The organism is Brucella cytisi (assembly GCF_038433355.1).
GTDB classification, from domain to species: domain Bacteria; phylum Pseudomonadota; class Alphaproteobacteria; order Rhizobiales; family Rhizobiaceae; genus Brucella; species Brucella cytisi.
On sequence record NZ_JBCAUP010000012.1, the window covers coordinates 24,765 to 37,507 of the forward strand.

A 12,743-nucleotide genomic window follows, 5' to 3' on the forward strand; every position below is an offset into this window, starting at 1 on the left:
ATAAAATTGCCAAATCCCGCAATTTTATTACGGAAGCATTCTATGATTTTCCATTACGGGTCAAGTGCCTGCAGGATAACCATTCTTGCAAAGCAAAACCAGTTCTTCGAGCACAAGGACATCCATTGTGAGTGCAGAAAGCAAGTCGTTTTCAGCGGAAAAGTCGCGGCCATACATGGCCGAGAAGACCTTTACACCGGTTTCGTGTAATTCTGCCGGCTTTCCGACCAGACGCCCGAGCTTGGCAGTCATCGCAAGACCGAATGGCACGTCTTCGGTAACATAGCGGCTATCCGCGGTTGCTTGTCCGGTACCGCCATTGCCCGCTGTATGCATCTCCTGGCTCATCTGCGAAATTGAACTGACGGGGAAATGAAATGAGAGATGGAAATGTTCAAAAATTGTTCGAACCTGCGGACCAAGTGTCGAAGCGATATCAATACGTTCCTGATAAAGGACTTCCAGCAATCGACCTTCAAAAAAAGGTCGAGATTTTGCCGCGTGGCTCGGGCTGACTCCACTCCAGCGATCTACCGGCGGACAGCAGAAGCTCGGCGCAACATCGAAAATGGGCGAGCGAACGCTACGACGCTTGCTTGTTCTCGGTGTTAGTTCAGTGGTGTGGCAAGCCACCTACCGTGTTTGCCAGAGGGCTCCAGGCTTGGAAGCATGTTGGCACGGAAGCTTCGTATGCTAGTGATCGTCGCCCTTGCCAATTAGCTCGCCCGCATCGTCTGGGCGCTGCTGGTGAAAGGTGGAGCTACGGAACTCCCACAGCGGGCAGATAACCTGGTTGTAAGGCGTCGAAGGTATAGGAGGGTGTAAAGGAGAGTATGGCGCACTGTCGATTGAGACAGGAGGGAAAACCAGACCTGAACAAAGTGCCTCAGAGCACTTTAATGATTTTGAGCCGATCCGCGAAATCCCATACAGGCCCGCGACAACTTGAAGGCTGCATCGGAGGCCGGACAAGCCAACCTCAATGCACCAAGAAGGCTGGAAAGAGTTGCAATCCTGACCTAATGTAGTAACATAACTACAAAACAATTCGATATAGGAGGTATGGTATGACCATCACGACCCTTTCGAGCCGCGAGTTGAACCAAGACGTAACTCGCGCCAAAAAGGCAACAAAGTATGGACCGGTGTTTATCACAGATCGTGGTAAGCCCGCGCATGTCCTATTGAGCATCGAAGAATATCAACGACTAGCGAGACAGCGGCGCAATATCGCGGATGCACTGGCAATGCCCGGTGTTGCTGATATTGAATTTGAAGCGCCTCGGGCGACTATCGGTATCAAGCCGGCCGACTTCTCATGATGTATGTCCTTGATACGAATGTGGTGTCGGAACTGCGCAAGGTCAGGAATGGCATGGCCAATCCGAAAGTCACAGCATGGTCTGAAAGCGTCGATGCTGCCGATTTATATGTTTCCGTGATCACTGTCATGGAACTGGAACTTGGAATCCGTCAGATCGAACGAAAGGATTTCAGCCAAGGGAAGATGTTGCGGTCGTGGTTGGATCAGCACGTTTTGCCTGAATTCGTTGAGCGAACCCTTCCTGTTGATACAGCCGTTGCCATGCGATGTGCTCGACTGCACGTTCATGACAAGCGTAGTGAACGGGATGCGCTCATCGCGGCAACCGCCCTCGTACACGGTATGACTGTCGTCACGCGTAACGTCGCGGACTTTCAGCCCACTGGTGCAACCATCCTCAACCCTTGGGAAGACTGTCCATGACCAAAAACGCTATCCGCTCGCGGCAGCAGCGGCGCAATAATCGACCATTCCCGTTCTGTGAGTTCATAGCGGCGATGTGACATCCAACACCTCCAAATCCGAGACCTTTTAATAACTAATCCATTCAAATAGCTAGCCTATTTATGAGTGCACGGCCTAGATTAGTGACCGCTTCCAAGAGCGGTTTAGCAACGCGGCAAATGTCAGCGACAGAAGCGCTAGTTGATGGGACGCGTTGCTCGAAAGCTTTCACGAACGCGTATGCCATGCCACCATCCCGCGAGATTCTCTTTTTTAAAGAACATCTCCGGTCCCTCTGGCACCATCAAGAAGTAATCGATCATCGGAGCTACATAAAGATCAGCGAGCGATATGTTATCACCGCTAAACCAGGTGTCATTTCCTAAAAGGCTCGAAAGCACATTCAGGCAACCGGGCGTATTAGCCCGCGCTGTCGCTATTCGGGTATCGTCAGTTGGCTCGCCTTTCACTGCCTTGGAAACAAGCTCAACATACATTCCCCAAACCAGCTGAGGGTAAATGTAGTTGTCTGCAATGCTGATGATCTGATTCACACGAGCCCGTAACTTCGGTGTCGATGGCTGGAGCGGAGATCCTTGAAACGCTTCATCGATATAGCGGGTAATGGCTCCAGTCTCATACAAGCGAAAACCATCATGTTCGAACGCCGGAATTTTCCCGAACGGTTGCCTCTCAAGATAGTTCGACGCCACTTTATCCAGAGCAAATATGTCGATAGGGATCAGTTCATAATCGACACCTTTCTCGTGAAGAGCGAGGCGCGAAATGCGGACATAAACGCTGTAGTCAGCGCCGAATAATATTGGCTTATTCATTCCATCACCCAAAGTCGACTATTCGCGAAGATGGCAATTCTTGCGAAAACCCCCGCTATCCTACCGTCCACCTTAAACGATGTCATTGACCAGGATAAACGACCGCCATGAAGGTCGAGAGCAGCTAAGAAGGAAGCGGCTCTTCGGCCAGTTGCGAAACGCCTCGCGCTAGCAACGTGCGAACTCTGCCAAGCTAACAAGCGCCCTCTATCAGGCAAGCCCTATATGATTCCAGCTCTTTGATGCGTTGGTCAATCACCGATCGATGCGGCGTTGCGCGACATCAACGATCTGGTTCAGCGAGACATCCTGACGAAAGATCAGGGCGGCGGTCGCAGCACGAGCTATCCGCTAGCGATCGCTCCCGGTGATGAGGACGCCGGGAACTGAGGGCCGATCGGAGCGGATGCCGGTGATTAGGCGGTCGAGATGACTGCGCGACTGGACAAAGACTGTGCTGGAGCCGTAGCCTCTTCTTCGGCGCGGCGTCGTTGCCTGGCCTCATCGACGCCAGGCGTCAGCTCAATGGGCTGCCCGGCATTCCTCAACAGTAGAATTTATTTTCCGGTAATATATCAGATACTTAGGGCGGAGCAAATATTAGATGAGAATGCTCAATGAACATACGGTCCTTAGAGCATTCCCATAATGCAGAGTTTCAAGCCTGCAAGAAGGTAACAAATTTCGTGTTCTGATAGGCTTCAAGTGCGTCGGCACCACCTTCCGTCCCATAGCCGGAATCGTTGATCCCGCCGAACGGCACTTCCGGTAGGGCAAGACCGTAATGATTTATGGTAATCATTCCACTGCGAACCGTGGACGAGATTCGAGCAGCATTTGCCGACGATCCAGTAAATGCATAAGCCGCCAGGCCATAATTCAGACGATTGGCTTCGCTCAGCGCTTCGTCCAGCGTATCATACCTGTTCAACAACGCTACCGGGCCAAACGGCTCCTCGTTCATGATAGCAGCTTCTTTTGGCACATCGGCGAGGATTGTTGGTTCGAAAAAATTGCCGAGGTTACCAATACGCTCGCCACCAGTGACTACTCGTGCCTTGTGCTCCCTTGCATCCTGCACCAGCCGTTCCATGGAGTTCACGCGTTTGGCATTTACGAGCGGTCCCATCGTCGTACCAGCTTCAAGCCCATCTCCGACCTTCAATGACTTTGCATAAACCGTCAGTCCCTCGACCACTTCGTCATATACTGAATTTTCGATCAGGAAGCGGGTGGGCGAGATACAGACCTGCCCCGCATTTCGGAACTTCGACGCAGATACAACCTTGATTGCCTGCGCGACATCGGCGTCGGCCGCTATGATGACCGGCGCGTGTCCTCCCAGTTCCATGGTGACACGCTTCATGTGCAGGCCACTGAGTGCCGCCAGTTGTTTGCCGACCTGCGTAGAACCTGTAAAAGACACTTTCTTGATGATCGGGTGGGGGATGAGATAGGCGGAAATCTCAGCTGGATCGCCATAGACAAGGTTGATCGTGCCATCAGGCAGGCCAGCCTCTGCGAATGCCCTGACCAGTTCTGCAGGGGCAGCGGGGGTATCTTCAGCGCCTTTCAGGAGGATGGAGCACCCCGCCGCCAAAGCTGCCGAAATTTTACGAACAGCCTGATTGATTGGAAAGTTCCAGGGCGTGAACGCCGCGACAGGACCGACTGGCTCCTTGACCTCTGCCTGCATGACATAAGCCTGACGTGGCGGTACGATCCGACCGTAACTGCGGCGCGCCTCTTCCGCGAACCAGTCAATCAAATCGCAGGCAGCAGAGGCTTCGATCCGCGCTTCGGCGAGCGGTTTGCCTTGTTCCATCGTCAACAGACGCGCTACCTCTTCACCGCGACTGCGGAATATGTCGGCAGCGCGGCGCATGACTTTATAGCGGTCGAAAGCGGAAACCTTGCTCCATGTCTCAAATCCACGATCGACAGCAGCCAGCGCATCGTCAAGATCAGACGTCGTGGCCTTGGAGATATGGCCAATGACCTCATCAGTCGCGGGATTGAGGACCTCGATGGTTTCGCCACGCGATCCATCGCGCCACGTTCCGTCAATGAAGAGCTTTACATCTGGATACTGGGTCTGCATTTCCATTTTCCTTATTCGCAAGCGGTGGGCTGATACTGATAAATGACACCGGCTGCGATCAAATCAGCCAGCTGTTCTTCATCCAGCCCGAGAACTTTCTCGAGTACAGAGACACTGTCTTCACCAAGCATCGGCGGCGCCTTGTAGGCAGCCTTTTCCTGCGCTTTCAGACCTTGCGCGGGGCGCACCAGCGAGATGGGCCCCAGATACGCGCTCTCCAGTTTTTGCACCACATGCCGGGCTTTTACGTTCGGGCTTTCAAAAGCCTCCGGCACCGTTTTTACCTGCCCGGCAGGGACGCCCATCTTCAGGCATACTGACATCCAGTGCTGGCGGGTATTTGCCCGAAAGCGTTCCGCCATTGGCGGGATCAAGGCGGCCCGGTTCACAGCACGTCCACTTGCCGTTCTGAAACGCTCGTCCGCTGCCAGTCCGGGCAGACCGATGATTTGCTCACAAAGAATTGCAAACTGGCGATCATTGCCGACCGCAAGCGCAAACGCACCGTCGGAACATTCGAAAATCTGGTAGGGAACGACGGTTGGGTGGGCATTGCCGAAACGGGCAGGAACATGGCCCCCGTTCAGATGCGCGCTGCCAACATTGATTAACGTATTAAGCGCACATTCATAAAGTGAAACGTCTATATATTGACCAACCCCGGTCGTCCTGCGCTGATAAAGGGCTGCCAGGACGGATTGCGTGGCAACCATCCCGGCAACGATATCGGTCATGGCAACGCCGATACGCGTCGGCTCACCATCGACCTGCCCCGTAATCGACATCAGGCCGGATTCTGCCTGCACGACGAAATCGTAACCCGGTCGCTGAGCCTCCGGGCCGGTTTGGCCATAACCGGAAATCGAGCAATAAACGATGCCTGGATTGAGCGCTTTCAGGCTTTCGTAATCGATCTTCAGCCGTTCGACCGTCCCAGCCCGGAAATTCTCGACAACCACGTCTGCCTGTTTGGCCAGTTCGTAAATGATTTCCAGCCCTTCACGGGATTTGAGATCGAGAGCCAGGCTTTTCTTGCCGCGATTGGCACACAAAAAATAAGTGCTTGCTCCCTTGTAGTTGGGCACTGACCAGGCACGGGTATCGTCACCGCCCTGTATGTTTTCGATCTTCCAGACCTCGGCTCCCATGTCCGCAAGGCTCATCGTCGCCCAGGGCCCGGCGAGCACCCGCGACAAGTCCAGGACCTTTATCCCCGCAAGTGGCAACGCCGCATTGCTTTCGGGCAAGCCCGGCTCTTTTATTTCATTCATAATTTTCAAATTCGTATCCTTCTCGAGCGGTCGCCCGTTCAAATTGGTGAAACAAAATCAGGAAGCTGCGCGCCATTCGTCCGGAAAGTGACATGCCACCTCATGTCCGCCTCCCCGGCTCTGCAATTCAGGCCTCACTTCGGCACAGATTGCCTGCGCCTTGAAGCAACGGGTACGGAACGGACAGCCGGAAGGCGGATTGATCGGACTTGGCACGTCACCTTTAAGCAATATCTGCTGCCGCGTGCGCTCGATCACCGGATCGGCCAGAGGCACAGCCGACATCAAGGCCTGCGTGTAAGGGTGCAGCGGATGCCCATAAAGCCGGGCTTCGGGAGCCTTTTCCACGATGCGGCCAAGGTACATGACGGCGACGGTATGCGAGATATGGCGAACAACCGACAGGTCATGGGCGATGAATACATAAGACGTCCCGAACTGCGCCTGAATATCCTGAAGGAGGTTCAGGACCCCTGCCTGAACAGAGACATCGAGTGCAGAGACGGGCTCATCCAGCACCATGACTTGCGGATTGAGCGCCAATGCTCGTGCAATCACGACGCGCTGGCGCTGCCCGCCGGAAAGCTCATGGGGATAGCGTTTGCCATGTTCCGGGTTGAGCCGCACAAGACCCAGCATTTCCTGCACACGTTCCTTTCGCTGCGTCTGCGTGAGATCGCTGATGCGCAACGGCTCCGCGATACTTTCCTCGATGCGCATACGCGGATGAAGGGAAGCGAAAGGGTCCTGAAACACAAACTGGAGGTGCTTGCGCGCAGCGCGCATTTCACGCGCATTGAGCTTCGTAATATCGTTACCCTGGAAAAGGACTTGCCCATCCGACGGCTCGACCAGTCGAAGAATGCATCGGCCAAGTGTGGACTTTCCGCAACCGGATTCTCCTACCAGGCCCAGGGTTTCTCCCTTGCGCAAGTCGAACGAAATGTCATCGACGGCTTTGACCTCGGCAATGTCTCGCTGAATGATCGTGCCACCTTTGACGGGAAAACTCTTTCGCAGCTTTCGAACCGAAAGTGCGGTTTCCGCCCCTGTTGGAGAGAATGAAATTGCCGTGGAGTTTTCACTCATGAGTGCACCCCTCCATAAGTTTTACTTTGACGTCGCGTTTGAAGGGCGGCAAGCTTCCGGCAAAATGGCACGCCGATATATGTTCCTCGAACCGTTCATAGTCCGGGGCTTTTTCCCGGCAAATCGCCTGCGCATGGGGACAGCGGGGATGGAAAGCGCATCCTCGGGGAAATGCACCGGGGACCGGAGGTGCTCCATCAATGGAAAAAAGCTTTCCGCCGCTATCGCCAAGTGTTGGAATGGAGGCGATCAGGCCACGTGTATAGGGATGACGCGGGTTTTCAAAAAGCTCATATATCCCGGCCTTTTCCACGACCTCACCGGCATAGACGACTGCCACCTTGTCGGCATGACCGGCGAGCACACCAAGATCATGTGTGATGAGTATCAGTCCCAGGCCCAGCTTGTTCTGTTGATCGCGCAAGACTGCCATTATCTGTGCCTGAACGGTCACGTCGAGGGCAGTGGTAGGCTCATCAGCGATAAGAAGATCCGGATTGTTGGCGACGGCCATCGCGATCATGACACGCTGGCGCATACCGCCGGAAAACTCATGCGGATATTGCTTGATCCGCTGATCGGGTTGCGGGATCGAAACCAGCTCCAGCAATTCCACCGCACGCGCAAGCGCCTGTTTACGGCCCAGCCCCTTCTGGTGAAGTTGTAACGCTTCGACGATTTGATCGCCGATTTTCATCACCGGATTCAGCGATGATAGCGGGTCCTGAAAGATCATGGCGATCCTTGAACCCCTTAAACCGCGCATTTCCCTGCGGGACCTTCCCACCAGTTCCTGCCCCTGAAAGGTAACCGAGCCGGTTACTTTGGCATTTGGAGGCGCCAGTCCAATCGCCGCCAGCATGCCTATGGATTTTCCCGACCCGGACTCGCCGACGATCCCCAGCACTTCGCCGCGTTCAAGTTCGAGGTTAATGCCCCGCACTGCATCCAGGATCAATCCATCACGACCGAAACCAACCCGCAGGTTATCTATACGAAGCAGACTGGCGCTCTTATTGAGGTTTGACATCTTATTCCCCGATCATCTGGAGCGCGGATCGAAATAGTCGCGGAGACCATCGCCGATGAAATTGAAGCCCAGAACAATTGTCAGAATCGCCAGCCCCGGCCCCATGGCGATCCACCAATTGTAAAAATAGACTGCGCCTTCAGCGATCATCGACCCCCACTCCGGCGTGGGCGGCGTTGCGCCGAGGCCAATGAAGCTGAGTGAAGCGGCCAGCAGAATGACCTGACCCAGATCCATGGTGGCGCTGATTAATACGGGGGTCCAGCAGAGCGGAAGAATATGCTTGAAAAGAATGCGCCCGTTGCCAGCACCAGCGGCAATGGCAGCTTCGACATGCTCGCGTTCCCGGACTTCGAGCACCTGTGCCCGCATCAAACGGGCATAAACCGGCCACCAGACGATGACCATGGCAATCGCCGCATTCTCCAGACCGGGGCCGAGCGACGCGGCCACGGCCATGGCAAGCAACATTGGCGGGAAAGACAGTGTTATATCAACGAGCCGCATGATGGCTGCATCGACCCAACCGCCTCGATATCCGGCAACAGCACCGGCGAGCGCGCCGATGATGACTGCGCTGACCACTACGACCAGTGCAATCGGCAACGAATGGCGGGCGCCATACAGTGTGCGTGCCAACACGTCGCGACCAAGAGCATCCGTTCCAAGCCAATGGGACCAGCTTGGCATCTGCAAACGACGGCCTGCCATTTGAAGTGGATCATAGGGCGTCATATATGGCGCAATGAACGTCGCTATGAGCCAGAAACCGACGACGAGAATGCCGATCAGAAGAGGCAGTGTAAACCAGCCCGGTATTCTGAACTGGCGTGTTATCGTATTTGATAAAGCAACCATAACTCCCCCTTAACCCAGGCGCACGCGCGGGTTGGCCACCACATAGGCGACGTCAGTCAACAGGTTCGTCATGAGGAACATGATCCCTCCCACGATCGTCACACCGATAATGGCAGGGAAATCGAGCGCTCTGGCTGCCTCAACGGCATAAGAGCCCAGGCCAGGCCACGCGAAGATTGTTTCAGTCAGCACGGCCCCGGTGATGAGATAGGCAAAGGAATAGCTGACGACTGTCAGAACCGGCACCAGGATGTTGCGCAATGCATGGCGGAACACCACCCGCAATTCCCCTGCCCCTTTTGCGCGTGCCGTGAGGATAAATTCCCGCCCGATCACATCCAGCATGTTCGCACGGACAAGACGGGAGATCGTACCGGCAACCGCCCAGCCGAGTACCATCGAAGGGAGGATCAGGTGGGCAACAGCATCACGGAAGGCTGCGACGTCACCTGCCAGCAGACTGTCGATGGTCATGAAACCCGTCACTGCAGCTGGTGGCGTCATCCTTGGGTCGAGCCGGCCCGGCCCTGGCAGTATCTCGAACTGAACGGAAAAAACGAACAGAACCGCAAGGCCGAGCCAGAAAACGGGCAAGGAAGATCCGAACAGTGCAAAAAGCCTTGCCAGATGATCGATGACACTATCGCGATAATAGGCGGCGAGAATACCGAGTGTGATTCCGATCACCGACCCGATGATCATCGCCACGATCACCAGTTCCATGGTGGCAGGTAGCCGCGCAAGCAAATCTGTGCTCACGGGACGCTTGGTCACGAAGGACGTGCCCATATCGCCAGCTGCGAGATTTTTCAGGTAGATGAAGTAACGCTCCGGCAGGCTGCGATCCAGACCCCACTTGGCCTTTGCTGCGGCAACCACTTCCGGATTGTTCATCTGCTGCTCTGCGACGATGGAGGTGAGCGGATCACCTTTTGTTATCGTGGTCAGGCCGAACGCAATTGTCACGATGCCCAAAATCAAGAATGGCATCGCAATGAGACGTCTGAAAAGATAGTTCGACATGCTTGGTTCCCGTCTGGATATTTTTGTTACCGTTCTCCGGCGGCTTGTACTTAGTATTGACAACCAAAACGGGAGTCGTCAATATAAATGGAATTAAATTTCATTTTTGTTATTTCCCCTTCCCAAACTCTGCACTTGCACCGAAAACGCCAGGAGAAGCCGTGAGAAAAAGAGTGAAACCGACGCCGCAGGACCTGGAAAAAGATTCCGCTCAGGTTTCGAGCGCACTCGTGCGCGGGCTGGAGATATTGCGCAGCTTCACACCTCACGACCTGTCGCTGGGCAATCAGGAACTGATCGATCGCACGGGGCTTCCCAAAGCAACGGTTTCACGTCTGACCGCCACCCTGGTCAGTCTGGGTTATCTCAACTATGATGAAATGCTCGGGCGTTATCGTATCGGTCCGGCAACAATTGCACTCGGTTATTCCGGTCTTAGCGCTAATGTCGTTGTTCATATTGCGATGCCGCTAATGCGCAAGCTGGCCGAAAAAACCGGAGTTGCCGTGGCTATGGGCCTGCGAGAACAACAGGAGATGGTTTACATCGCCAACGCACGCTCGGAAAATCCCGTTTCCCTGCGCCTGAATGTCGGCTCGCGGCTCCCTCTCTGGAAGACCGCAATGGGTCTTTCATATTATGCCGGTATGGAGGAAAGCCAGCGTGATGCTCTGCTGGAGCGAATGCTGCAATCAGAGCCGGAACATTCGGAACGAATTCTGCGACTGACCAACCATGCGCTCGATGATTTCGCACGAGATGGCTTTGTTGTCTCTTGCGGCGACTGGTACAGCTATATCAATGCAGTTGGGGTACCGTTCCGCCCGACCGACGGGACACAACTCGTCGCAATTACCTGTGGCGGCATTACCGATATTGCCCCGCGCGGCCTTTGTTACGGCGAGATCGGACCTGCCTTGAAGGAACTTGCTGCCGAACTGCAGGAACGGCTCCTGGGTAATTCCAGAGAGGCCCTTTGAGAGAGCATCCCCCCGTGAAATTCTGATGGCTACGAAAGCCAAATTGTTGCAGGACACCCCATGGCCACTGAAATTATATATCCAAAAGTCAGTCTGGAGACCAATTCGGGAACGATTTCGCGCTGGCACGTCAAGGATGGTGACGAGGTCAAACAGGGCCAGCTCCTGTTCGAGATAGATAATGACAAGACGGTCGTGGAGGTGGACGCGCCCCATGCTGGAACGGTGAAGATACTGAAATCTTCCACTACTGATGAAATCGAAGTTGGCCAGAGCGTGGCCAGCCTGTTCGCAAAGGGAGACGCTGTCAGGGCAGCCCCGGCAGCTTCCGCACCGTCCACACTGCAGAATGCACCACAAACAGCAACAGCAAATATATCGGCGGCCACCACTGGAACACCCGTAAATAGCGGTCAGAATGGACGAGCCATTGCAACGCCACTTGCCAGACGTATGGCCAATGATGCCGGAATCGACCTGGGCCTGATCGACGGCAGCGGGCCAGGCGGACGCATCCAGAAGAAGGATGTCATTGCAGCACTGGAAGGCCTCCCGTCCGCTCCTGGAGCTATTGTCGCTTCGAGGCAGCCACGGTCGGAAGGCGAATCCATACTCAATGCCGTATGGCTGCGCAAAGGTGAAGGGACGCCACTCGTGCTGTTGCACGGCTTTGCCTCGGACCATAACAACTGGCGGGGGCTTTTTGCCGGCACTCAATGGCAACAGCCCTTGTTGGCGATTGATCTGCCGTCACATGGCGCTTCCCCACTGGTGGCCGTCCAGGACATCGACACTATTGCCGCCATGATAGAGGCCACGCTTAAGATGTTCGATATCCAGCGTGCGATCCTTGTGGGGCATTCCTTTGGCGCCGCGGTCTGTGTACGCCTTGCCAACCGTGGCAATATCGACATTCGCGCTCTGGGATTGTTTTCACCTGCCGGAATTGGTCCGGAAATCAATGTCGGGTTCGTCCAGAGCTTTGTTCGTGCAAAATCGAAGGAAAGCGTCACCCCATGGCTGCACGAGCTGGTTCATAACAAGGCGAGCATTTCCGAGACATTCATCAATGCTGTTGTTCAGCAACGTGAGGACCAGCAGCTGAGCGATGCCATGATCGTATTTTCCGAACATTTCTTCGCGGACGGCACACAGACGATCTCCATTCTTGACGATCTCGCGTCGCTCGAAATTCCCGTTCGCGTCATATATGGCAAACAGGACAAGATATTGCCGTTCCGTTACACCCGAAACCTGCCCGAAAATGTCGCGCTCCATGCGTTTGATGCTTGTGGACACATGCCGCATCTGGAAAAGCGCGGGCTGTCCCTTCGTATCCTGGCGGAAGTTTCCGCCTCCGTGGCAAACTAGGCGACACGTAGCCTGAGACAGCATCTCCCCCAAAGCGGCAGACGGCTCGGGGCTGAATACAGTTGTAAAATCAGGGTAGCTGGTCTGCCATAGATTCGCTTGATCGCGTCGCGTTGTTTATGCACCATGCGATCATATTCGATCTTCACCCGATGGTCTGATCTACAGGGAATTACCAGCCCGTGGGTTCGAGATATGCCTTGCTTGGGGTGATTTCGTCTCTGCTGTGTCAGACGTACGTCATCTCGCTGATATGCTATCGCCAGGGGGCGGAATGATGAACTTAAGAAGGCTCGTCATATTTGGGATCTTTTTCGCGACGTTTATCGGCTTGACGAGCGTGATCAATGGTTGGCCGAAGACAGCCTATGCATGTGGCGGTCTGGTGATCGCTTTATCTTTATTCTGTATTGTAA

12 protein-coding genes and 1 pseudogene are annotated in these 12,743 nt (G+C 54.7%); 5 read left to right on the top strand and 8 right to left on the bottom strand.

Annotated features, from left to right (window positions below; all coding sequences use genetic code 11):
- Positions 1-60 precede the first annotated feature (60 nt).
- Positions 61-468: an NAD/NADP octopine/nopaline dehydrogenase family protein gene (locus AAE521_RS12915; RefSeq protein WP_342061497.1), complete on the bottom strand. Its 408-nt coding sequence runs from the start codon at positions 466-468 to the stop codon at positions 61-63.
- 10 nt (positions 469-478) lie between these two features.
- Here AAE521_RS12915 and AAE521_RS12920 point away from each other — a divergent pair.
- From AAE521_RS12920 to AAE521_RS12930, 3 genes and pseudogenes are all read left to right on the top strand, one after another.
- A pseudogene (locus AAE521_RS12920) lies at positions 479-717 on the top strand (transposase); the annotation flags it as partial.
- A gap of 350 nt (positions 718-1,067) precedes the next feature.
- A complete protein-coding gene (locus tag AAE521_RS12925) occupies positions 1,068-1,322 on the top strand; it encodes a type II toxin-antitoxin system Phd/YefM family antitoxin (RefSeq protein WP_071633779.1) in 255 nt (84 codons plus the stop codon).
- Positions 1,319-1,747, top strand: a complete 429-nt coding sequence (locus tag AAE521_RS12930; RefSeq protein WP_342061498.1) for a type II toxin-antitoxin system VapC family toxin — start codon at positions 1,319-1,321, stop codon at positions 1,745-1,747. Before AAE521_RS12925 ends, AAE521_RS12930 begins: the two co-directional genes overlap by 4 nt.
- A gap of 218 nt (positions 1,748-1,965) precedes the next feature.
- On the opposite strand, the gene AAE521_RS12935 is transcribed toward AAE521_RS12930, so the two are convergent.
- The 7 genes from AAE521_RS12935 to AAE521_RS12965 form a co-directional block, all read right to left on the bottom strand.
- On the bottom strand, positions 1,966-2,604 hold the full coding sequence (locus AAE521_RS12935) for a glutathione S-transferase family protein (RefSeq protein WP_071632921.1): 639 nt from the start codon (positions 2,602-2,604) through the stop codon (positions 1,966-1,968).
- A gap of 658 nt (positions 2,605-3,262) precedes the next feature.
- On the bottom strand, positions 3,263-4,705 hold the full coding sequence (locus AAE521_RS12940; RefSeq protein ID WP_071632922.1) for an NAD-dependent succinate-semialdehyde dehydrogenase: 1,443 nt from the start codon (positions 4,703-4,705) through the stop codon (positions 3,263-3,265).
- Between the two features lie 11 nt (positions 4,706-4,716).
- Positions 4,717-5,976 (bottom strand): CaiB/BaiF CoA transferase family protein, encoded by a 1,260-nt coding sequence (locus AAE521_RS12945; RefSeq protein ID WP_342061499.1) that lies wholly within the window; start codon positions 5,974-5,976, stop codon positions 4,717-4,719.
- Between the two features lie 57 nt (positions 5,977-6,033).
- The gene (locus AAE521_RS12950; RefSeq protein ID WP_342061500.1) at positions 6,034-7,065 is read right to left on the bottom strand and encodes an ABC transporter ATP-binding protein; all 1,032 of its coding nucleotides are present in this window, start codon (positions 7,063-7,065) and stop codon (positions 6,034-6,036) included.
- On the bottom strand, positions 7,058-8,095 hold the full coding sequence (locus tag AAE521_RS12955; RefSeq protein WP_342061501.1) for an ABC transporter ATP-binding protein: 1,038 nt from the start codon (positions 8,093-8,095) through the stop codon (positions 7,058-7,060). Before AAE521_RS12955 ends, AAE521_RS12950 begins: the two co-directional genes overlap by 8 nt.
- A gap of 12 nt (positions 8,096-8,107) precedes the next feature.
- A complete protein-coding gene (locus AAE521_RS12960) occupies positions 8,108-8,953 on the bottom strand; it encodes an ABC transporter permease (RefSeq protein ID WP_342061502.1) in 846 nt (281 codons plus the stop codon).
- Positions 8,954-8,962: 9 nt separating this feature from the next.
- The gene (locus AAE521_RS12965) at positions 8,963-9,976 is read right to left on the bottom strand and encodes an ABC transporter permease (RefSeq protein WP_342061503.1); all 1,014 of its coding nucleotides are present in this window, start codon (positions 9,974-9,976) and stop codon (positions 8,963-8,965) included.
- A 161-nt stretch (positions 9,977-10,137) separates the two neighbouring features.
- Between AAE521_RS12965 and AAE521_RS12970 the strand changes: the two genes are divergently transcribed.
- Positions 10,138-10,956, top strand: a complete 819-nt coding sequence (locus tag AAE521_RS12970; RefSeq protein ID WP_342061504.1) for an IclR family transcriptional regulator — start codon at positions 10,138-10,140, stop codon at positions 10,954-10,956.
- 60 nt (positions 10,957-11,016) lie between these two features.
- Positions 11,017-12,327, top strand: a complete 1,311-nt coding sequence (locus tag AAE521_RS12975) for an acetoin dehydrogenase dihydrolipoyllysine-residue acetyltransferase subunit (protein ID WP_342061505.1) — start codon at positions 11,017-11,019, stop codon at positions 12,325-12,327.
- The last annotated feature ends 416 nt before the right edge of the window (positions 12,328-12,743 follow it).

Bases quoted from the DNA above. Each gene is read 5' to 3' on its own strand.
- AAE521_RS12965 (WP_342061503.1), bottom strand. From the start codon at position 9,976: ATGTCGAACTATCTTTTCAGACGTCTCATTGCGATGCCATTCTTGATT.
- AAE521_RS12960 (WP_342061502.1), bottom strand. From the start codon at position 8,953: ATGGTTGCTTTATCAAATACGATAACACGCCAGTTCAGAATACCGGGC.
- AAE521_RS12945 (WP_342061499.1), bottom strand. From the start codon at position 5,976: ATGAATGAAATAAAAGAGCCGGGCTTGCCCGAAAGCAATGCGGCGTTG.
- AAE521_RS12975 (WP_342061505.1), top strand. From the start codon at position 11,017: ATGGCCACTGAAATTATATATCCAAAAGTCAGTCTGGAGACCAATTCG.
- AAE521_RS12940 (WP_071632922.1), bottom strand. From the start codon at position 4,705: ATGCAGACCCAGTATCCAGATGTAAAGCTCTTCATTGACGGAACGTGG.
- AAE521_RS12930 (WP_342061498.1), top strand. From the start codon at position 1,319: ATGATGTATGTCCTTGATACGAATGTGGTGTCGGAACTGCGCAAGGTC.
- AAE521_RS12925 (WP_071633779.1), top strand. From the start codon at position 1,068: ATGACCATCACGACCCTTTCGAGCCGCGAGTTGAACCAAGACGTAACT.
- AAE521_RS12935 (WP_071632921.1), bottom strand. From the start codon at position 2,604: ATGAATAAGCCAATATTATTCGGCGCTGACTACAGCGTTTATGTCCGC.
- AAE521_RS12955 (WP_342061501.1), bottom strand. From the start codon at position 8,095: ATGTCAAACCTCAATAAGAGCGCCAGTCTGCTTCGTATAGATAACCTG.
- AAE521_RS12950 (WP_342061500.1), bottom strand. From the start codon at position 7,065: ATGAGTGAAAACTCCACGGCAATTTCATTCTCTCCAACAGGGGCGGAA.